Origin of the sequence: Acinetobacter puyangensis (assembly GCF_900096995.1) — a bacterium.
In the GTDB taxonomy this organism is placed as follows: Bacteria; Pseudomonadota; Gammaproteobacteria; order Pseudomonadales; family Moraxellaceae; genus Acinetobacter; species Acinetobacter puyangensis.
Genome location: NZ_OANT01000001.1, coordinates 690,787 through 711,500 on the forward strand (window position 1 = coordinate 690,787; position 20,714 = coordinate 711,500).

Below are 20,714 nucleotides of genomic sequence, written 5' to 3' on the forward strand. Positions count from 1 at the left end.
GATAACCTTGTCCGATGACGTATTTTGTAGCTGCCCCCTTGATACAGGATGCAAATGTCCCAAAATTATAAAGATAGATGACAGAAATAGATATAGGTGTGATATACGGCAATTGTAGCTCGTTTGGGATTCGTACAGATATGGCTTAGAATGGTTGAGCGGATGATGGACGAATGCTCAACAAGCTGCATATGGCTTTATATTTAATCATAAAACCCACGTTTCTTTGGATGGTAATAAAATAGATGCAGATCTCCCATTTGTTGTCTTGGTCACTTATTTTGATATTTGTTTGGGCAATGTTGCAAGCATGGCGCAGTGCCAAACGGACCGAAACTACCCAGCCATTGAAAGCATTTATTTTGTTGGTCGTATTTTACTGTAGTTATTTGCTTTTCCCGTGGGTTTTGCTCACCAGTTGGCAATGGTATGTAAATGAAATTAATAATATTCAAGCGATTTCTTATCTGGTGATTGCTATATTTTTGATTTATGCCAGATTTATCGAACCGCATCATGTGGTGGTTAAACATACCGATCTCAGCATTGATGAAAATCAGCCATTACAACAACCGTTAAAAATTGCCTTAATTGCCGATTTACATATTGGTCTGTATTCGGGACATGAGCGACAACTAAAGAAAATTGTACAAAAAATCAATCAACAGCAATTGGATTTTGTCGTGGTTTCCGGAGATTGGACTTATGAGCCTGAAAATAAATTGGCACAGGAATTGGCAATTTTAAAACAGATTCATTGTCCAGTGTATTCTGTCAATGGCAATCATGATGAACAATATCCTGGACCACCGATTCAGGCGTTACTTGCCAATGCATTGCAAGTGAATAACGTCATTGATATCGAGAACAAAATTGTTGAATTTGATGAAGTGCGCTTGTATGGGGTAGGGGATTTATGGGCAGGTAAAGCGCATATGGAAAATTTACCAGAATTGCCGCAGGATAAATTATGGTTACTCTTGTCACATAATCCCGATACGGTGGATATGGTGCCGAATTTACCCACCAAACCGTTGATGTTGTCTGGTCACACCCATGGCGGACAAATTGAGTTGCCGTGGCTAACCAGTTATGTGATGAAGAAAGTTTCTATGCTGGGACATAAACGTGGCTATTATCGACATGAGACAGCCAATGTTTTTGTCACAGTCGGAACAGGCATGGTGGGTGCACCTTTTCGTTTTCGGGTGCCGCCAACTGTCGATATTTTACATTTGCATTAGACCTTGTTGATTGAAAGTTGATCGCTGGTTGGATTTAACTTAAAAATAAAGAATTCTTCTTGCGAAGCTCTAGTTTCAACAAAGCATAAAAAAGCAGCCTTGATTGGGCTGCTTTTTTTCATATAGGTTTAGCGTTGTGGTTTAAAATGAACTTCACATTTACCGTTAAAGGTTTGTCCGTTTACTTTAACACTTGCGGCCTGATTCAGTTTTTTACCTTTACATGCCTGATCAAATGCAGCGTTTTGACCACGTTCACCACGTGGAAGTTGGGCATTACCTGTTACAGCAAAGTTTAATTGGCATGTACCTTTAACAGTACGATCACCCATTTTGGTGCTGATGCTATCACCGATTTTTTTACCATTGCATAATTTATTCATTGCGCTGCGGTCAAAACCACCGCCTGTTGGTGGATTGGCATGGGTCAATGCAGCAAATGAACTGAATAGGCAGATTAAAAGCAGTTGTTTTTTCATAATAAGACCTGATATGAGTCATATATTTTGTTGGTGAACATAATCTATGACATAAAATTGAATAAACTTATATTTAGAACTGGGGTATTTTGTAAAAATAATGAAGGAATCATGAATATGTGTTAAAGGGAAAGACATAATATGTGCAAGGTACCACGATCCTCATTTTAAGAATTTAAAAAACTATAATCAGAATTGAAGATCACCCTGAATTAGTATTTCGATTGGTGCCCTGTATTAGGATAAGAAAAAGGCCGTAAATTTTTGCATATTTTACAGCCTTCTGATAAATAATTTATTGAATTAATGCAATATCTTATTCAGAAATTGCTGTGCCCGGTCACTACGGGTGGTATTAAAGAACTCGTCTTTGGTACAATCTTCAACGATTTTACCCTGATCCATAAAAATAATACGATTTGCCACCTGTTTGGCAAAGCCCATTTCATGCGTTACGCACATCATGGTCATGCCTTCTTTCGCTAGTCCGACCATGACATCAAGTACTTCATTAATCATTTCCGGATCAAGCGCAGAGGTCGGTTCATCAAATAACATGGCAATCGGATCCATACTTAAAGCACGGGCAATGGCAACACGTTGCTGTTGTCCGCCGGAAAGTTGGGCAGGGAACTTATTGGCTTGTGCACTTAAACCGACACGATCCAGATAGGCCAATCCTTTTTGCTTGGCCTCACTTTCTTTACGACCAAGAACTTTCACCTGTGCGATGGTGAGGTTCTCGGTGATACTCAAGTGTGGAAAAAGTTCAAAGTGCTGAAACACCATACCGACCCGACTGCGTAACTTGGTTAGATCGGTCATTGGATCAGCAATGGAAATACCATCAACAACAATATCACCTTTTTGGAAGGGTTCTAGACCATTGACAGTTTTGATTAAAGTTGATTTTCCGGAACCTGAAGGACCACATACCACCACAACTTCACCTTGGGTAATTTTTGTGGTGCAATCGGTAAGAACCTGAAATTGTCCATACCATTTATTAACGTCTTGGATATCAATCATCACTTTGCTATTGCTCATACTTTTAACCTTTTCTGTAATTTCTTAACTGCGTAGGTAGCGAGGAGACTGATACTAAAGTACACCAGACCTGCGAACAGAATATATTGTGTGAGTAAAGACATGAGATCGCCACGTACGTAGTTGGTACGGAAGAAATCTAGCAAACCAATGGCATATACCATGGTCGAGTCCTGAAATAAAATAATGGTTTGCTGTAATAGCAGCGGGGTCATTTTGCGAAATGCCTGTGGCAGGATAATTAGTCGCATGGATTGACCATAACTCATACCCAGCGCATAGGCTGCAAAAGTCTGACCTTTCGGGATAGACTGTATCCCTGCCCGGACAATCTCGGCAAAATAAGCCGCTTCAAACAGCATAAATGCCACAGTGCTTGAAACCAGTGCGGTATCAATGGTCAGATACTTGCCTGTAATCCCGGTATAAATAAACGGTACAGCAAAATAAAACCACATCAATACCAGAAGAAGCGGAATTGAACGGAATAAATTGACATAGGATTTAGCAATAACATTGAAAGCCTTAATGGACGATAAGCGCATCAATGCCAGTAGGGTGCCAATAATCACACCACCAATTGCAGCCGTCACAACGACTTTAAGCGTGATAGTGAAACCGTGCCAAAGTGCTGGTGCTGAAACTTGTAAGTCTGTTAAAAAAGAGGTAAGCCATTCCATTATTTACCTCCTCCAGTAGTTAAGCCCGGAACATGCAAGCGTTTTTCCAGATAACTCATTATTAAAATCAAAAAGACATTAATCACAATAAAAATCAGCGTGACATAAGTATAAATTTCAATCGTATTTTGCGTGTATTCACTAATGGTTTTCATCTGTGAAATAATCTCTGCGACACCGACCAGCGATGCGACTGAGGTATTTTTAACACAGTTGGTCAACTCTGAACTCAAGGGTGGCAAAATTGTGCGGAATGCTTGCGGTAAAATGACATAGCGATAGAGTTGGAACGTTGAAAAGCCTAAGGCAAAACCCGCATTTTTTTGTCCAAGTGGTAAGGCTTCAATCCCGGTTCGCACCTGTTCACAAACCCGTGCCGCAGTAAATAAACCTAGACCGACACTGGCAGAAATCAGTGCAGTTGCACTATTGCTTAAATCATTCATCCACCACGATTTAATCGGACCGGGTAGAAAGTTCGGGATTACATAGAACCAGATAAATAATTGAATAAGCAGGGGAATATTACGAAAAATAGTGACATAAGTGGTCGCAATATTGCGCGCAGTTGCACTCGGCAGGGTTCTCATGATGCCGAGAATACTGCCGAGTATCAGTGCGATTGACCATGCTATAACAGCAATAAGCAATAACCAGCCTATCCCCGTTAATATCCAGTCAAAATAGGTGGTGTTATTCACACCTGTAGACTGTGATAAAACACCCCAATTCCAGTTATAGTTCATAGAATCTCCAGTTAGGTGTTAATAAATTAAAATGACCCACCACATCAACCAGAGGACATGATGGGTTAAAAATTATTGATCTCTATCGTGTGGATTGGCAATTAATGCTTTCACTTCATCCGACATTGGGAAGTTCAGATTGATGCCTTTTGGTGGAATTGGAGATTCAAACCATTTTGTATACATCTGATTGATGTCGCCTGATGCAAATGTTGTTTTAATCGCATCATCAACCACTTGTTTAAAGCCTGTATCACCTTTACGTAACATACAGCCATAGATTTCTTTAATTGGTGCGGTACCGACAATTACCCATTGATCAGGATTTTTTGCTTTTGATTTTTCACCCGCCAATAAGATGTCATCCATCATAAAGGCAGCAGCACGACCATTTTGCAGCATCAGGAATGATTCTGCGTGATCTTTTGCCGAAATTACTTCGCCCACACCCAGTTCAGTCGCATGTTGACGTAACCAGCGTTCAGAGGTTGTACCCGCAGTGGTGACGACTTTTTTGCCTTTTAGATCGGCATAGTCATTGATACCGGAATCTTTTGAGGTTAACAGGCGACCACCGACTTCAAAATAACCTACAGAGAAATCGACCTGTTGTTGGCGTTCCTTATTATTGGTGGTTGAACCACATTCGATATCCACAGTACCATTTGAAACCAATGGAATACGGTTTTGACTGGTCACCAGATTATAGCGAATTTTAAGGTCCGGTAAATTAAGTTTTTGCTTGACGGCTTCAACCACTTTTAACTGTAAATCGTGGGCATAACCGACAGGTTGTTGTGGATTATCCGCAATATAAGAAAATGGAATAGACGAATCACGATAGCCAAGAACAATAGTGCCTGATTGTTTGATTTTATCTAATGTACCCGATGACGAGCTGGCTGAACCAGAAGCCGCATCGCCAGAAGCAGGTGTCTTGTTGTCACTACATGCACTTAAACCAAGCATAAGTGCACTGGCACAAAGCAAAGAAGTTACGGTACGTTTATTCGAAAGCATAAAAACTCCGTTTTTGAGTAATTCATCACTGATTTTATATTCAAAAGGCATACCACAATGACCGATATATGAAAAATATATAATCATATGTTGCAAATTGAACCAAATTTATCTTAATCCAATTTTGTCGAAGGCTACAAGAGCGGATAGAAATTTATTTTGTAATCTAAGTAATTAAAATTTATATATTTATTTTTTATAAATGAGTAAAGTATGATTTATCTGGTGAATAGACAGAATCATTTAAAATAATGAAGTAATGTGAGACAGCGAAGAATTTATTTTCATTCTTGGTTTTATTTAATCATTATGCTTGGCATATTTCAAGAAATCATAGTTAATTTTGTTCATTTACAGCGCTATTGAGCATAAATAGATGCTACTTCTGATTTCATTCCTCATCGTTTTAGGATTCAGCAATCATTTAGCCAAGAAACACTACTTTTCCTATTCTTAGTTATTTTGAGTCAATATGGTGCGTATTGTGTTTTTGTGGTGCATTACTCTATTTTGCTCTAATAGACGTACTCCTATAATTTTCTACTTTTCATCTAAAACTGGGTAATACCTCTATGCTCATCATTTCATCGAATCAGGTTTCAATGATGATGGATTGATGTCATTATTTGTATGTTTCACCCTTTAATTTGAGCATCAATTGAAAGGGTGATGAATGCTCAACACACGCTAGACAAGTCCCAAATATTTTCTGAGATAAAAAGCTGTGGAGGATCTCTCCGGATTTTTGATTAAATCATCCACTGTTCCAGCGAAAATCAATTCTCCACCTTGATCTCCAGCCAGTGGTCCAATATCGATAATCCAATCGGCTTGGGTCATAATTTCCAGATTATGTTCAATTACAATAATGGTATTGCCCTGATCAACCAGATTATTGAGTAATTGAATGAGTTTTTCGGTATCTGATGGATGTAGGCCAGAGCTGGGCTCATCCAGTACAATAATATGACCTTTTCCGTCAATTTCCTTGCTTAGTTTTAATCTTTGACGTTCTCCACCAGAGAATGTATTTAAACGCTGACCAATTGCAATATAGTCTAATCCCAGATTCATCAATAACTGGAACTGTTGCTGTAAATATTCATGGTCAAAAAAATGAATTGCTTCTGCGACAGTCATTTTCATGATGTCGGCGATATTTTTGTCTTTATAAAGGTATTTTAAAATTTTAGGGGCATAACCTGAACCATGACACATCTCACAGGTCATTTCGATATCATCCAGAAATGCCAAATCAACTTTTTCAATTCCAGTTCCCTTACACTGTGGACAGGCACCATCACTATTAAAACTAAATAGTTTTGGGCTGACGTTATTGGCTTTGGCAAATAATTGCCGGATTGGATCGAGAAGATCGAGATAGGTGAGTAAATTGGATCGTGCTGTTGCGGTAATGGCAGATTGATCAATCAATTTGGTTTCAGGATATTGTTGCGGTAATACTTTGCTGATTAAGGTGCTTTTTCCTGATCCTGCAACGCCTGTCACTACGGTCAGGCAATTTTTAGCAATCGGTACATCAATGTTTTTTAAATTAAACACATGGGCATTTTTAATCCAAATCTTTTCATCATGTTGGCGGGGTATTTTTTTATAACGGGTAGGTTTACGGAAAAATTGTCCGGTAAGTCCTGCTGAATGTTTTAATTCGGCAAAATTACCCTGATAAATAATTTCCCCACCGTTTGTACCTGAAAGAGGTCCCATGTCAATTACATGATCGGCAATTCTAATCAGATCAGGATCGTGCTCTACCAGTAAAACACTATTTCCCTTATCTCTAATTTTTTTAATAATTTCAATAATGTTTTCTAAATCTTTAGGGTGTAGGCCAATACTGGGTTCATCAAAGATATAAAGCAGATCGACTAGGCTGTTGCCCAGATGTTTTACCATTTTAATGCGTTGTGATTCACCACCCGATAGCGTATTACTGATACGGTCCAGATTAAGATAGCTCAAACCAACCAGATTTAAATTGTTCAGTTTATTTTTGATTTCATTCAAAATGGTTTCATATTTTTCACTTTCGAGAGATTCAATAAATTCTAATAATGCTGTTACCGAGAGGGCAGTACAGTCGGCAATATTTTTGCCTTTAATTTTACAGGATAAAGATTTTTGATTCAGGCGTTGTCCATGACATAAAGTACATGGTTTTGTCGTAATAATGGGATCAAGACTGTGTCGATAACGGTTGCGTTCCTGTGCTTCACCTTTTAAATAATTACGTTCAAATCGGGTGATTAAGCCTTCATAGAGTGCGGTTTTTTTCCAGTTATTGGTTGGATGTAAGGGTTTATGCTGAGGTGCATTCAAAAATAAATCCCATTCTTCTTTGCTATAGTCTTTTAACTTTTTATCCAAATCGAAATAACCGGAATCGGCATAGCGTGTCCACCGCCAGGCATGAGGGCGATAGGTTGGAAAATTAATCACACCGTCTTCATTAAGTGACTTATTTAGATCCAGAATTTTGTAAATATCAATGGTCTGTTCCAAACCAATGCCTTCACATTGCGGACACATGCCACTGGGATGATTAAATGAAAATACAGTTGCATAGCCTACAAATGGTTGGCCCATACGGGAAAATAACAAACGCAGGTTGGCATAAATGTCGGTAATGGTGGCAACGGTAGAACGAATATTTCCGGTTAAAGGTTTTTGGTTAATAATGACCGGAACATTTAGATTCTCAATTTTATCCACATCTGCCACACCAAAATGCTGCAAACGATGGCGAATAAAGCTGTCCTGTGTTTCATTGATTTGTCTTTGCGCTTCTGCACCGATGGTTTCAAAGACTAAAGATGATTTACCTGAACCTGATACGCCAGTAAACGCGACGATTTGATGTTTGGGAATTTTTAAAGAAATATTTTTAAGATTATTCTGCCGTGCCCCGTAAATATTGATTGTTTTATTTACCATTTTGTTCTGCTCCGGTTTTAAAAATATGATGTTTATCTCTGTAATGGCGATAGTGCACCAAGCTGTATTGGTGCAGTTACAATGCCAAGGATAATTTTCACTTATGATGTTTTGGACTGTTTAAGTCATTTTATCGTATATTTTTCTGATAACGTGGTTATAAACAGAATACCAACAAAACCTGAATTTTATTTCTTATCGTAATCAATGAAGTTACTTTAAATAAGAATTCATTCATAATCTTTGATTTGATCGAGATGATGCCGATATTCATAATTTTGCTTTTAATAAGCAGGCTTGAATAGTGTGTTTAGTCCATATTTTATATGTTGATGATTGAATCGGAATTGCTATGTTCTGTTATTTCGATTTTTCCATTTCTTGAATGGCCATGTAAATTGTTTCACAAAACTATTTTGGGAATTAATCCAATTGAAATTGAGTTTGTTCTAATATTTGTCGATTATGCACAATCGCTAAAATATAAATATCATTCTTTTCAATTTGATAGATGATTCGATAACTATGGATAGAAAGTTCACGAATATGCTCTTGGTCCGTTTCTGGTGTGATTTTTCCAATTTTGAAAAACTTCTCTAAAATTTTAGTTTTTTGAGCGATATCAAGTACAGTTCGTTTGGCATAAAGCGGTGAGTCTTTAGCAATATAATTATGGATATCTCGCAGTTGCCTTTGTGCGTGTTCAGTCCAAACTACCATAAAAAATTACCATGATTCGATATCATGTAATAGCTGATCTACAGTGATGATTTGATGATTTTGAATATCCTTTTGTCCTTTTTGGATATTTTCTAAAACATAAAGCTCATACATCATGCTTTCGATATCTACATTTTCAGGTAGTTTTTCTATCGTTTGTAAGACTCGCTGTTTAATACTTAAATCAGACATGATAACTCCTAAAATACAGCCTAGAACACTTTTGTCCTAGGCTTGTTATATAACGAACTGCGATAGATTACAAGTTCGCAATCTGCTCCATATTCGCCTTAATCTTAGTTAACTGATCCGCAAATTCGGCCAGTTTGGCTTTTTCACCTTCAACCACAGCAGCAGGGGCTTTGGCAACAAAACTTTCGTTACTTAGTTTAGTTGCGATTTGATCATGTTGTTTCTGGATTTTATCCAGATCTTTTTGCAAACGGCCAAGCTCTGCTTTTGGATCAATCAAACCTTTCATTGGGACAAAGACGGATGCGTGACCAACTACGGATGAGGAAGATAGTGGTGGTTCTTCGCCATTTGCCAAGAAGGTGATGTTTTCCACTTTTGCCAAGGCTTTAAACAACGGTTCAATGCGTTCAATCTGCGTACGTTCTGCCTCAGAAATATTTTGCAGGAGAACTGGCAATAAACGGGCATTACCCAGTCCCATTTCACCACGAATATTCCGAACTGCACCAATCAAACCTTGTAACCATTGCATATCTGCTTCGGCTTGTTCACTGATTTTATCCTGTTCTGCAACAGGGTAAGGTGCCAGCATAATGCTGTTTTTACCCTCTGCACCACCTTTACCAATCATCGGTGCAAGGGTTTGCCAGATTTCTTCGGTCAGGAATGGCATCAAAGGATGCGCTAGACGTAAAGCAGTTTCCATTACACTGAGTAATACACGACGCACCTCAGCCTTACGTTCATCAGATACATTCGCATCATTTAAAACTGGCTTTGTTAGTTCGACATACCAGTCGCAATATTCATTCCAGATAAAGTCATAAATGGTTTGTGCAACCAGATCCAGTCGATAGGTAGCAAAACCTTGCTGTACCGCTTGTTCAGCTTTTTGTAAGCGACTGACAATCCATTGCTCCGGCAATTCCCAAAGATCAGGACGAGCAGTTTGACCCACTGTCTGACCTTCGACATTCATCAGCACAAAACGGGTCGCATTCCAGATTTTATTGGCAAAGTTGCGGTAACCTTCAACCCGTTTTAGATCGAATTTAATGTCACGACCAGTATTGGCCAGCGCACAGAAAGTAAAGCGCACAGCATCTGTACCATAGGCATTGATCCCGTCTGGGAATTCCTTACGGGTGGCTTTTTCGATTTTTGCTGCCTGTTTTGGATTCATCAGACCCGTAGTCCGTTTGGCAACCAGACTTTCCAGATCAATACTGTCGATCAAATCCAATGGATCAAGTACGTTGCCTTTGGATTTAGACATTTTCTGACCTTCACCATCACGTACCAAACCATGTACATACACGGTTTTAAACGGTACTTGAGGAGTGCCATCTTCATTTTTCATAAAGTGCATGGTCAGCATGATCATGCGTGCCACCCAGAAGAAAATAATGTCAAAACCAGTAACTAGAACATCGGTCGGATGGAAAGTTTTTAGAAAATAGTTTTCCGCATCTTTCTTGGCATCACCAGTCCAGCCTAGTGTGGAGAATGTCCACAGACCAGAGGAGAACCAAGTATCCAGTACATCTTCGTCCTGATAGATATAATAATCTGCCGCCAGATTGTACTTTTGACGAACTTCGGCTTCGTCACGACCAACATAGACCGCACCATTTTCGTCATACCATGCAGGAATACGATGGCCCCACCACAATTGACGGGAGATACACCAGTCCTGAATATTGTTCATCCATGCCATATACATATTGGTATATTGTTCAGGCACAAATTTGATACGACCATCTTTAACCGCTTCAATCGCTGGTTGAGCCAAAGGTGCAATTTTGACATACCATTGATCTGTTAATAAGGGTTCTACGATCACGCCGGAACGGTCACCACGTGGTGCTTTCAGGGTATATGGATCGATTTTTTCCAGCCAGCCTTCAGCTTCTGCCTCACTCACCAGTTTTTTACGGGCATCATAACGCTCTAAACCAACATAATCTTCAGGTGCAACCAGTGTCTTGCTGATTGGTTCGCCTGCTTTTTCCATCCAGTCAAATTCACCGAGAATTTCGGCATTTTTATTCAAAATATTGATTAAAGGCAGATTGTGGCGTTTACCCAACTCGTAATCGTTAAAGTCATGCGCAGGCGTAATTTTGACACAGCCCGTCCCAAAGTCTTTTTCCACATAGTCATCGGCAACAATCGGCACAATTCGGTCGGTAATTGGCAGACGAATATTTTGACCGATCAGGTGTTTATAACGTTCATCCTCTGGATGTACTGCAACTGCTGTATCACCTAATAATGTTTCCGGACGTGTGGTGGCAACCACCAGATAGTTTTTACCGTCGGCAGTTTTTAGATTTTCATCGGCAAAGAAGTATTTGAAATGCCATAAAGACCCTTGTTCTTCATTGCTTTCCACTTCCAGATCAGACAGGGCAGTGTGCAGTTTGGGATCCCAGTTCACCAGACGTTTACCACGATAAATCAGTCCTTGTTCATGCAGTTTGACAAAGACTTCTTTAACTGCATTGGATAGACCTTCATCCATGGTAAAGCGTTCACGTGACCAGTCTACGGACGAACCTAAGCGACGGATTTGACGGGTAATATTACCACCGGATTGTTCTTTCCATTCCCAGACTTTTTCAATGAATTTTTCTCGTCCAAGATCATGACGGCTAATGCCTTGCGCACCAAGCTGGCGTTCTACCACCATTTGGGTGGCAATCCCGGCGTGGTCGGTACCCGGTTGCCACAGGGTGTTTTTGCCATTCATACGGTTATAGCGGGTCAGGGCATCCATGATGGCATTGTTAAAGCCATGTCCCATATGCAGGCTACCAGTAACATTCGGTGGCGGAATCATGATACAAAACGATTCACCTTCACCAGATGGTTTAAAATAGCCGTTTTCTTCCCACACTTGATACCATTTGTTCTCGATGAGAGAGGGATCATAAGTAGTGGCAATATTTTCGGCAGAATGATTTTCAGCAGTAGGGTTTGCAGCGGAAGTGTGCTGATTTGTGCTATTGGTGTCAGACATATGAACTAAAAAGTATTAAAAAAATTTCATCTATTGTAGCAAAAAAATAGCTGTTCAGTCGCCCTATTCAAAGCACGAAATAAACATTGGGTCGATGACCAGTTTTTGTTAGTATAAATTGAATGAATAAAGAGAAAGCCTGTTGAGGGAATAACATGGCCATACAATTCGTAAAAATACTGGTAAATCGTGACACCTATCAAAAGTTACAACAGATCACACAGGCACTCAATCGTGGCGAGAAAACACCATTGGCAAAACCGCTTGGTCAGGTGTTTACCAAGTTAACCTGTGAAGTGCTGGATCAGGCATTTGGGGCGTTGGCAAAATCTCAAGAAAATAGCGATGATGTACAGGCACAGGAAACCGCCAAAGTCTTGCGTCAGATTGATAAACACTTACAAAAATATATGCCTTGGTCGATTTCACTGCTGAGTAATATACGTTTACAAGCTGTGGCAAACTATATGTTGGATCAGTTTCATTGTGATGATCCACAACAGATTTATCTACAATATGCGCTCACTCCGGCGCTTGCCAGCAGAGTACAGCAGAATTATGAGAGATTAATGCAAAATGATTCGCTGGCTGTTGTACCAGTGTTTGATGATTTGATCGAGGTGATTGATACTGGAGTAACAGCCCATATTCGCACTCCGAAAACCATATTAAAGTTTAATTATGTGGTCGATAAAACCCTGACCGGCATAATCGATTTGGTGACCAGTTTGGGTTATAAGCGCATTGAAAAAGTTGCCAGACATTTATCGCTCTCTCAGGCACAGCAATACGCCAGACACTTCAATAGTTTTATCCAGTAAATGAATGTTATGAATAAAAGGAAAATAACGATGTCGAAAAAGCAAACAGTATGGATCACAGGTGCAAGTTCCGGGATTGGTGCAGCTTTGGCACAGGTCTTTGCAGCACAAGGTGCAACGGTGATTTTAACTGCCAGACGTTTGGATCAGCTTGAGGCGGTACGGGCAAAATTGTCTAATCCAGACCAGCATCACTGCATTGCACTGGACATTACCGATTTTGAACAGGTGGATCAAACCGTCAAAGCAGTCTTTGCAAAATTTAGTACTGTAGACGTGTTGATTAATAATGCCGGTTTGAGCCAGCGTGCCTTAATTGCTGATACCAGCATGGACACTGAACGAAAAATCATGGAAGTCGATTATTTTGCTCAAGTTAATCTAAGCAAACAGGTGTTGCCGTATTTTGTGCAGCAAAAATCCGGACAGCTTGCGTTTGTCTCCAGTGTGGCAGGTTTATTGGGCACGCAATATCGTGCTAGTTATTCTGCGGCCAAAGCAGCAATTCATATGTGGGCCAATAGTTGTCGTGCCGAATATGCAGAACAAGGGATTAACGTATCGGTGATTTTTCCGGGCTTTGTACAAACCGATGTGGCGAAAAATGCACTCAATGGTGCAGGACAACCACAAGGTTATGAGGATGAAGCAACCGAAAATGGTTTAAGCGCCGAAGATTTTGCCCGGCAAGTGGTACAAGCACTGACAGCCAAACAAGAATATATCGTGGTCGGTGGCAGTAAAGAAAAGCTGGGGGTATTGGTTTCTCGGCTTTCACCAAAATTGTTGTATAAAATGATCCGTAAAACACAGGTAAAATAATGCAGTTAATCGGCTAGCCGATATCATTTATAGAGAAAATTGCATAACATTTTTGTGATGCAATTTTAAAATATACTGAGCTTAAAATTTATTACTATATTTTTAGATAGCCCACCCTGTAAAAAATAATTGGCAGACGATTTGGTTAAATTTTTAGCGGGTGGTCGCATCAGTTGGCATTCTAGGCAGTTTGACTATTGTGTTTAGATCACTAGCATGTTCTTATTTATATGTGTTTTTTTATGTTTAAGAAGCTGATTTGTCAATGCAGCATACCATGGTTTCTGACTGTTCTAATGAAATGGATCCATGTCAGAAAAAATTATTTGAAATGACCCAAGCTGTTAGTCAGCTTCTTGCCAAAGTTCATCAGTTACAGGATGCTTATACTGCCGGACATCAGCATCGGGTCGGTTTGTTCTGCCAAGCGATTGCAGAAGAAATGGGTTGGGCAGAAGTCGACTGCGAACGCATGTATCATGTTGGATTACTACACGATCTAGGTAAGATTGCGATTCCAAATCAAGTTTTGCATAAAGTTGCCACACTTGAACATGAGGAAAAAAGATTAATCAAAAGCCATGTTGAAATGACTTATGAATTGTTAAAAGATATTCCGTTTGAATTTCCTTTAGCCGAGATTGTCTTTCAGCATCACGAGCGTATCGATGGAAGTGGTTATCCCAAAGGATTGAAAGGCGAGCAGATATTGCCCCAGGCTAATATTTTGATTGTGGCAGATGTGGTTGAGGCAATTGCAGGGAAAAGGCCTTATCGTAAATCACTGGGATTGGATTTTGCGCTAAATGAATTGAAAAAAGGGCAGGGCAAAACTTATGATCAGGCAGTATGTGATGCAGTCTTTCGTCTTTTTTATGAAAAAAATTATCAACTGCCGACTGCTGCTGAAGAATAGTGATATAACGCATTCTTTATCCTAGATTGAACAAAGAATGCCGAGTATTGATTGATCGCATTCTAACTTGCGTTATTGTTCAATAATATCCGTGCCTTTAGGTGGGGTAAAATTAAATACATTATTACTAATTTGTGCATTCAATTTCACATTTTTAAATTTAATGGTTGTGGTCTGGCCCATTGAATCTTCCAGAATCATCAAAGTGGGTGCTTTATTGGGACCAAAACTAATCAGCAAGCGTTCAAAAGCACCTTCTTTATTCTTGGGCGTTAAACTGTAATAGGTTTTACTGGCATCAGGTTGACCTACAGTATAGGCATTCATGATTTCCTGTGCATTACCAGATAACAGTAAAGCAGGGGTATTGGCCACCTGATCATCCAGACTTTGTTTTACGGCCTGTTGTAAATCTGGATCATAGATCCATACCGATTGTCCTGTGGTCACAATGGTTTGTTTGGCCGGTTTGGTGGTTTCCCAATAGAATTTTCCGGGACGGGCAACTTTCATAACGCCACTAAAGCTTTGATTCAGATGTTGTGGGGTGGGTTTGTTTTGCTGCTTACTGTTACGTGCTTGTGTTAAGCGCGTACTTTGCTCAAAATCAGCACTGAGACTCTGAATGCCACTGAGTTGTTTGACCAGATTATTGGTGGCTTGTTGTGTGGTCGCTGCTGCGGCATAGCTTTGGGTTGCCATCATTGAGGAAAGGCCAAGTGCCGTAATGGCAAAAGCATAAGATGATTTTTGTAAAAGATTCATAACGCAATTTAATCCTGATTGTTACTATTTATGTTGACATCTTACTGGGTTTTAAATTGAAAAAAATGAAGAAATAGCAGGATTTTGTTTAGATTCAGTCGTAAATTGCATATCTCTGTAGTGAAAATACTGTTTTATGAAAAGATATAGAAAAGGAGTAATAAAAAAACCCGCAAAATGCGGGCTTTTCGAACCATTAAAACTTACGCTTCAACAGTTACATAGCGACGGCCAAATTGACCCTTCACTTCAAACTTTACTACGCCATCAGCAGTTGCAAATAAAGTATGGTCACGGCCCATACCTACATTGTTTCCTGCATGGAATTCTGTACCACGTTGACGAACGATGATGTTACCTGCTGTTACAGTTTGACCACCGTAAATTTTTACGCCTAACATTTTAGGATTTGAATCACGACCGTTTTTTGTCGATCCACCGGCTTTTTTCGTTGCCATGTCTATTTACTCCTCGTGATTAGCCTGCAATACCAGTAATTTTCAACTCGGTAAACCATTGACGGTGACCTTGTTGTTTACGGTAGTGTTTACGACGACGCATTTTAACAATACGTACTTTGTCATGACGACCATGACTAACCACTTCTGCAGTTACTTTTGCGCCAGCAACAACTGGAGCACCGATTTGAACGCTTTCACCGTTTACAAGCAATAATACATCATCAAATGTAATTGTTGAGCCAGTTTCTGCTTTCAATAATTCAACTTTAAGGGTTTCACCCTCAACTACACGGTGCTGTTTACCACCGCTTTGGATTACTGCGTACATAATGTACTCCACACATGCCCGTGTCGTCGTGTCAATCAGGAATAATCGAACTTCAAACGAACGCCACTGGGGTATATAAGGGGCAGAATTTTACGAAATTTTCGATCAAACAACAAGTGTTTGTATAAAAAATAACAATGAATTTTGTCTGCGACTTATTTTTTATCCTTGGCACATGATCATTGCTACCTTGATTAGCACAAAATTATCAATGCAGATGTGATTTAAAGTCGGTAAATAGGCTTGCAAGTTGTAGGGACATTCATGACAATGGCAACTTGGCGAAGATTGATTTTATTAAACTGTTAAAATTTAATATTTTGAATCATCGGCTTTTGATAGGATAGGATGACAAAGTCAGATCGCAATACATAATTGGCAGGATAAATGAGGTTTTTGCATGACGATTGATTTTAAACGGGATGTGCTTGCTCCGGTTGCGCATGACTTCGCTGCGATGGATCAATTTATTAATGAGGGGATTACCTCCAAAGTTGCTTTGGTGATGTCAGTCAGTAAACATGTGGTAGAAGCTGGCGGAAAACGCATGCGTCCAATCATGTGTTTACTTGCAGCAAAAGCCTGTGGTGTGTCGGATATGACGCATGCCCGCCATCTCGCTGCGATTATTGAAATGCTGCATACCGCCACACTGGTACATGATGATGTGGTAGATGAATCTGGTTTGCGTCGTGGTCGGCCCACTGCCAATGCAACATGGAATAATCAGACTGCGGTGCTGGTCGGTGATTTTTTGATTTCCCGTGCGTTTGACCTGTTGGTCAATATTAAAAACTGGGATTTGCTTAAGGATTTTTCGACCGGTACTTGTGAAATTGCAGAAGGTGAAGTCCTACAATTGCAATGGCAACATCAGCCACATGCGACTGAGGATATCTATTTACAAATTATTCATGGTAAAACCTCCCGACTTTTTGAACTGGCAACAGAAGGTGCCGCAATTCTGGCCGGACAGGAAAGTTATCGTGAAGCCATGCGCCATTATGCCGGGCATTTTGGGAATGCTTTTCAGATCATTGATGATATTCTCGATTACACCTCAGATGCCGAAACGCTGGGTAAAAATATTGGTGATGATTTAATGGAAGGAAAACCGACCTTACCATTGATCGCAGCGTTGAAATTAACGCATGAAAATACTGAACAACATCAGATCGTGCATAAAAGTATTGCAACGGGTGGGACTTCACATTTAGAACAAGTGATTTCGATTGTAAAAAACTCTGGTGCACTGGAGTATTGTTTGCAGCGTGCCAAGGAAGAAACAGAAAAAGCTGTTGAGGCTTTACAGGTCTTGCCTGAAAGTGAGTATCGGCAAGCGCTGGAAAATCTGGCACAACTTGCGCTGGATCGTATCCAATAAACTCAATCATTAATAGGAGAGGTGTTCTATCATGCATGCTGAGTTGCAGAATGTTTTATCCAAGATGCAAATTCAGACCGAGATGGAACATCTGGACCCACAACTATTACAGCAACTGGTGGACTGTTTGCGTCCATCAGATCCGGAAGATCGGCAAGAGATTCATAAAAAGATCCAGACATTTATCCAGACCATCTTAATTACACCGACATCGACTGAAATTTTACAACGATTTGCATTAAGACTTCTAAATCAATATAAACAGGTTAGTTTATATACCGAAAGTGGTATTTTAAGCTCAGAAGGCTTTAATACCCAATTATCGCAACGCATCGGTGCACATTTTTTACCACTGCTCAAAGATAAAACTGAATTAAAAGAATTGGTCGGTCTGATTTTTTATCGTAAAGCCGATCAGACTTGGTTGGAAAATATTTGTTCTGAAGACTGGCAAGCCATTTTAAGATTATTTGCCCAGTCCAATGCCAATCAGGAACAAAAGCATAATCTTCGTATGCAGATGATTCATGCGATTATGGTTTTATCCTATCGTATTAGTTCAATTGGTTTACATCCCGAATTTAGTCATGCTTATCCAGAGATTGATGAGTATGAATCACCTTTTTTGATTCAGAATCGTGAAATTATTGAATATATTGAACTTTATAAAAAATATGAAGCACAATATGACACGGCATCGGTGATGCCATTACCGGATTCAAGGCAGGCATTAGTCATGCTGGATCAATGTCGGGATATTTTAATTCGGGTAAAACGAAGTACAAAACGTAATGGCGTCAGCTTAAGTTTGACCTATTTGCTGGTATTACTTGAGCAATGTTTACAGCGTATAGAAACGCTACTGCATGTGGTTTCTGATCAGCAACAGACCCAGCAAATTGCGATTATGGCATTATTACGAAATTTGACCTCTGCCTATTATGATGATCAAAGTGTCAGGGCGTTATTAGCGACCAATACTGAATTAATGGCATTACAAGTCACAGAAAATGCCAGTCGGACTGGTGAGCATTATGTCAGTACCGATAAAAAAGGTTTCTTTCAAATGTATCGCTCGGCTGCCGGGGCTGGTGTGATCATTGCCACTATGGCAACCTTGAAGGTGTTGGCGGCAAGAATCAGTATGGCACCTTTGATGCAGGCTTTTGTCTATAGTATGAATTATAGTCTTGGCTTTGTTTTGATTCACTTTTTACATTTTACTGTGGCGACCAAACAACCTGCGATGACAGCCGCAGCGCTGGCTTCGACGATTCAGCATAGTAAAGGATCGAAAGCGGCCCAAATGGCAGAACTGGCAGCATTGATTATTAATATTATGCGCACTCAGTTTATTGCAATTTTAGGCAATATCTCGATCGCCATTCCTGTGGCAGCTTTGATTTCTATAATTTGGTTACATGGCATGGGTGAAGCACTGGTTTCTCCCAGTAAGGCGAATCATCTATTACATGATTTAAATCCGTTTACCTCTTTGGCGATACCGCATGCTGCAATTGCCGGAGTATGCTTGTTTTTATCGGGTTTAATTGCTGGTTATTATGATAATTTGGCGGTCTATCGGAAAATAGGTGAACGTTTACAGGCGCATCCAGGTTTAAGAAAAATGCTGGGGCAATCAAGATTAGATCGGCTATCGCATTATATTGAGCGTAATCTTGGTGCAATTATGGGGAATTTTTTGTTTGGTATCATGCTGGGGAGTATGGGAACCCTGGGTTTTATTCTGGGGTTACCCCTTGATATCCGCCATATTGCTTTTGCATCTGCCAACTTGATGCAAGGTTTATTGAATATTGCCGGTACACCTGATATTGGTTTAATTTTTGTCTCTTTTCTGGGGGTGCTTCTAATTGGTGTAACCAATTTATTTGTAAGTTTTAGTCTCACTATCTTTGTTGCATTGCGGGCACGTCGAGTACGCTTGAAAGACTGGAAGCCCTTGTTTAAACTTATTTTAATTCATTTTGTCACCCGACCTGTTGACTTCTTTTGGCCACCTAAACAACCTTTGAAAATTGATGAACAAACAAAAAGTTAAGTAAATATAAATAAGCTCTTATAATCACGATTATGACTCCGCATCATCGTACTTTGCACATAAAATTGAAAAACATACAAGACTATCATTAAAATCATTTTTGCTTATGATAGTTAAAACCGAACATTACAGATTAGCAAATGCCTGATTTTTTATGCGCCAAGCAAAATAAATTCTAGTAGGTAATTTGAAAAGCAATTCAGTTTTTGTGAAGGCTTTAAACGCCATGCATAGTGTGCATAAAGAAAGGTTTTTTTGGACAAAGTGTGAGTGGGTGAAAATTTACAAAAATACTAGGATTTCTTTGCTATTGTTAAAATCTCCTTCTTGAAAAAAAGTGTACTAATCAGTACACTTTGCATTCGGAGTGATCTGGGTGTTTAATATTTGATTCTTTAATATTCATTTAAAGGGGGACTGATGCGAATCATAAGCTTCGGTTTATGGATTTTCATATTGATGTTATGTGGAATTGTTCTAAAATTTCCAGAAAACCTCTTTGATTTGAAAATCATTCAATATTTTCAACAGATCCACTCAGATTTTGCTCTACAGCTGGCACAATATTTGGCATATATGGGTGGTTTGCCTGGTACTGTCATTTTGGTGTTGCTGTTGGTCATGTATGATGTGTTTAAACGACACAGGCTTGAAGCATACATATGTATTTTGGGATTATTATTTACAGCTTCAACCACGTGGTTATTAAAATGGATCTTTGCGCGCCCACGTCCTGTGATTGAAACACAAATTGTAGAAGTATATGGGAGTTCCTTTCCAAGTGCGCATAGTGCTTATGCCATGATGTTCGCATGTATGTTGATGATGAGTTTTCCATTTAAAGAATATCGCTGGATCTGGAGTATGGCGTGTTTCTGGGTCATTTTAATGGGATGGTCTCGCATATATCTTGGTGTTCATTATCCTACAGATGTGTTTGCGGGTTGGAGTTTGGCAGGTTTGATAATGCTATGTATCCATGCAAATGTATATCGGTCTGGAATAAAGCAACAAAATAGTCAAAAAGCGTTGTATTAGAGGTGAAAT

At 39.6% G+C, this 20,714-nt stretch carries 19 protein-coding genes; 7 read left to right on the plus strand and 12 right to left on the minus strand.

The features are described from left to right. Window positions 1-245 precede the first annotated feature (245 nt). Window positions 246-1,244, plus strand: coding sequence for a metallophosphoesterase (locus CRO21_RS03235; RefSeq protein WP_097077880.1), 999 nt, complete (start codon window positions 246-248; stop codon window positions 1,242-1,244). Window positions 1,245-1,372: 128 nt separating this feature from the next. Here the strand turns inward: CRO21_RS03235 and CRO21_RS03240 are convergent, their stop codons facing one another. The 9 genes from CRO21_RS03240 to CRO21_RS03280 all read right to left on the minus strand — a co-directional run bounded on the left by CRO21_RS03240 (window position 1,373) and on the right by CRO21_RS03280 (window position 12,108). After that, window positions 1,373-1,723: a hypothetical protein gene (locus CRO21_RS03240; protein ID WP_097077881.1), complete on the minus strand. Its 351-nt coding sequence runs from the start codon at window positions 1,721-1,723 to the stop codon at window positions 1,373-1,375. 303 nt (window positions 1,724-2,026) lie between these two features. Further along, entirely contained in the window at window positions 2,027-2,752 is a 726-nt protein-coding gene (locus tag CRO21_RS03245; protein ID WP_171293982.1) for an amino acid ABC transporter ATP-binding protein, read from the minus strand. A gap of 14 nt (window positions 2,753-2,766) precedes the next feature. After that, a complete protein-coding gene (locus CRO21_RS03250; protein ID WP_097077883.1) occupies window positions 2,767-3,450 on the minus strand; it encodes an ABC transporter permease subunit in 684 nt (227 codons plus the stop codon). Then, the gene (locus CRO21_RS03255) at window positions 3,450-4,196 is read right to left on the minus strand and encodes an amino acid ABC transporter permease (RefSeq protein WP_097077884.1); all 747 of its coding nucleotides are present in this window, start codon (window positions 4,194-4,196) and stop codon (window positions 3,450-3,452) included. Before CRO21_RS03255 ends, CRO21_RS03250 begins: the two co-directional genes overlap by 1 nt. Before the next feature lie 72 nt (window positions 4,197-4,268). Continuing rightward, on the minus strand, window positions 4,269-5,216 hold the full coding sequence (locus tag CRO21_RS03260) for a transporter substrate-binding domain-containing protein (protein ID WP_097078125.1): 948 nt from the start codon (window positions 5,214-5,216) through the stop codon (window positions 4,269-4,271). A 687-nt stretch (window positions 5,217-5,903) separates the two neighbouring features. Next, the gene (locus CRO21_RS03265) at window positions 5,904-8,171 is read right to left on the minus strand and encodes an ATP-binding cassette domain-containing protein (RefSeq protein WP_097077885.1); all 2,268 of its coding nucleotides are present in this window, start codon (window positions 8,169-8,171) and stop codon (window positions 5,904-5,906) included. 423 nt (window positions 8,172-8,594) lie between these two features. Next, window positions 8,595-8,891, minus strand: coding sequence for a type II toxin-antitoxin system RelE/ParE family toxin (locus CRO21_RS03270; RefSeq protein ID WP_097077886.1), 297 nt, complete (start codon window positions 8,889-8,891; stop codon window positions 8,595-8,597). A 6-nt stretch (window positions 8,892-8,897) separates the two neighbouring features. After that, window positions 8,898-9,083 (minus strand): hypothetical protein, encoded by a 186-nt coding sequence (locus tag CRO21_RS03275; RefSeq protein WP_097077887.1) that lies wholly within the window; start codon window positions 9,081-9,083, stop codon window positions 8,898-8,900. A 67-nt stretch (window positions 9,084-9,150) separates the two neighbouring features. Next, window positions 9,151-12,108, minus strand: coding sequence for a valine--tRNA ligase (locus CRO21_RS03280; RefSeq protein ID WP_097077888.1), 2,958 nt, complete (start codon window positions 12,106-12,108; stop codon window positions 9,151-9,153). Window positions 12,109-12,263: 155 nt separating this feature from the next. On the opposite strand from CRO21_RS03280, the gene CRO21_RS03285 reads away from it, so the two are divergent. The 3 genes from CRO21_RS03285 to CRO21_RS03295 all read left to right on the plus strand — a co-directional run bounded on the left by CRO21_RS03285 (window position 12,264) and on the right by CRO21_RS03295 (window position 14,667). After that, window positions 12,264-12,929, plus strand: a complete 666-nt coding sequence (locus tag CRO21_RS03285; protein ID WP_097077889.1) for a DUF1062 domain-containing protein — start codon at window positions 12,264-12,266, stop codon at window positions 12,927-12,929. 30 nt (window positions 12,930-12,959) lie between these two features. Further along, complete coding sequence (locus CRO21_RS03290) at window positions 12,960-13,751, plus strand: SDR family oxidoreductase (protein ID WP_097077890.1); 792 nt, start codon at window positions 12,960-12,962, stop codon at window positions 13,749-13,751. 265 nt (window positions 13,752-14,016) lie between these two features. Next, on the plus strand, window positions 14,017-14,667 hold the full coding sequence (locus tag CRO21_RS03295) for an HD-GYP domain-containing protein (RefSeq protein WP_097077891.1): 651 nt from the start codon (window positions 14,017-14,019) through the stop codon (window positions 14,665-14,667). Between the two features lie 72 nt (window positions 14,668-14,739). On the opposite strand, the gene lolA is transcribed toward CRO21_RS03295, so the two are convergent. The 3 genes from lolA to rplU all read right to left on the minus strand — a co-directional run bounded on the left by lolA (window position 14,740) and on the right by rplU (window position 16,221). After that, a complete protein-coding gene (gene lolA / locus CRO21_RS03300) occupies window positions 14,740-15,432 on the minus strand; it encodes an outer membrane lipoprotein chaperone LolA (RefSeq protein WP_097077892.1) in 693 nt (230 codons plus the stop codon). 203 nt (window positions 15,433-15,635) lie between these two features. Continuing rightward, window positions 15,636-15,890 (minus strand): 50S ribosomal protein L27, encoded by a 255-nt coding sequence (gene rpmA, locus CRO21_RS03305; RefSeq protein WP_087619021.1) that lies wholly within the window; start codon window positions 15,888-15,890, stop codon window positions 15,636-15,638. A 19-nt stretch (window positions 15,891-15,909) separates the two neighbouring features. Continuing rightward, window positions 15,910-16,221 carry a 50S ribosomal protein L21 gene (gene rplU / locus CRO21_RS03310; protein WP_087619020.1) on the minus strand — a complete coding sequence of 104 codons (312 nt, stop codon included), beginning with the start codon at window positions 16,219-16,221 and terminating at the stop codon, window positions 15,910-15,912. A gap of 400 nt (window positions 16,222-16,621) precedes the next feature. Between rplU and sdsA the strand changes: the two genes are divergently transcribed. The 3 genes from sdsA (at window position 16,622) to CRO21_RS03325 (ending at window position 20,705) form a co-directional block, all read left to right on the plus strand. Further along, the gene (gene sdsA / locus CRO21_RS03315) at window positions 16,622-17,605 is read left to right on the plus strand and encodes an All-trans-nonaprenyl-diphosphate synthase (RefSeq protein ID WP_097077893.1); all 984 of its coding nucleotides are present in this window, start codon (window positions 16,622-16,624) and stop codon (window positions 17,603-17,605) included. Between the two features lie 31 nt (window positions 17,606-17,636). Continuing rightward, window positions 17,637-19,667: a site-specific recombinase gene (locus CRO21_RS03320; protein ID WP_097077894.1), complete on the plus strand. Its 2,031-nt coding sequence runs from the start codon at window positions 17,637-17,639 to the stop codon at window positions 19,665-19,667. A gap of 420 nt (window positions 19,668-20,087) precedes the next feature. Next, complete coding sequence (locus tag CRO21_RS03325; protein WP_097077895.1) at window positions 20,088-20,705, plus strand: phosphatase PAP2 family protein; 618 nt, start codon at window positions 20,088-20,090, stop codon at window positions 20,703-20,705. The last annotated feature ends 9 nt before the right edge of the window (window positions 20,706-20,714 follow it).

Excerpts from the sequence above, each read along its gene's own strand:
- lolA (WP_097077892.1), bottom strand. The coding sequence starts at position 15,432 with ATGAATCTTTTACAAAAATCATCTTATGCTTTTGCCATTACGGCACTT.
- CRO21_RS03235 (WP_097077880.1), top strand. The coding sequence starts at position 246 with ATGCAGATCTCCCATTTGTTGTCTTGGTCACTTATTTTGATATTTGTT.
- rplU (WP_087619020.1), bottom strand. The coding sequence starts at position 16,221 with ATGTACGCAGTAATCCAAAGCGGTGGTAAACAGCACCGTGTAGTTGAG.
- CRO21_RS03250 (WP_097077883.1), bottom strand. The coding sequence starts at position 3,450 with ATGGAATGGCTTACCTCTTTTTTAACAGACTTACAAGTTTCAGCACCA.
- rpmA (WP_087619021.1), bottom strand. The coding sequence starts at position 15,890 with ATGGCAACGAAAAAAGCCGGTGGATCGACAAAAAACGGTCGTGATTCA.
- CRO21_RS03285 (WP_097077889.1), top strand. The coding sequence starts at position 12,264 with ATGGCCATACAATTCGTAAAAATACTGGTAAATCGTGACACCTATCAA.
- CRO21_RS03240 (WP_097077881.1), bottom strand. The coding sequence starts at position 1,723 with ATGAAAAAACAACTGCTTTTAATCTGCCTATTCAGTTCATTTGCTGCA.
- sdsA (WP_097077893.1), top strand. The coding sequence starts at position 16,622 with ATGACGATTGATTTTAAACGGGATGTGCTTGCTCCGGTTGCGCATGAC.
- CRO21_RS03280 (WP_097077888.1), bottom strand. The coding sequence starts at position 12,108 with ATGTCTGACACCAATAGCACAAATCAGCACACTTCCGCTGCAAACCCT.
- CRO21_RS03270 (WP_097077886.1), bottom strand. The coding sequence starts at position 8,891 with ATGGTAGTTTGGACTGAACACGCACAAAGGCAACTGCGAGATATCCAT.
- CRO21_RS03290 (WP_097077890.1), top strand. The coding sequence starts at position 12,960 with ATGTCGAAAAAGCAAACAGTATGGATCACAGGTGCAAGTTCCGGGATT.
- CRO21_RS03320 (WP_097077894.1), top strand. The coding sequence starts at position 17,637 with ATGCATGCTGAGTTGCAGAATGTTTTATCCAAGATGCAAATTCAGACC.
- CRO21_RS03275 (WP_097077887.1), bottom strand. The coding sequence starts at position 9,083 with ATGTCTGATTTAAGTATTAAACAGCGAGTCTTACAAACGATAGAAAAA.
- CRO21_RS03325 (WP_097077895.1), top strand. The coding sequence starts at position 20,088 with ATGCGAATCATAAGCTTCGGTTTATGGATTTTCATATTGATGTTATGT.
- CRO21_RS03260 (WP_097078125.1), bottom strand. The coding sequence starts at position 5,216 with ATGCTTTCGAATAAACGTACCGTAACTTCTTTGCTTTGTGCCAGTGCA.
- CRO21_RS03245 (WP_171293982.1), bottom strand. The coding sequence starts at position 2,752 with ATGATTGATATCCAAGACGTTAATAAATGGTATGGACAATTTCAGGTT.
- CRO21_RS03295 (WP_097077891.1), top strand. The coding sequence starts at position 14,017 with ATGCAGCATACCATGGTTTCTGACTGTTCTAATGAAATGGATCCATGT.
- CRO21_RS03265 (WP_097077885.1), bottom strand. The coding sequence starts at position 8,171 with ATGGTAAATAAAACAATCAATATTTACGGGGCACGGCAGAATAATCTT.
- CRO21_RS03255 (WP_097077884.1), bottom strand. The coding sequence starts at position 4,196 with ATGAACTATAACTGGAATTGGGGTGTTTTATCACAGTCTACAGGTGTG.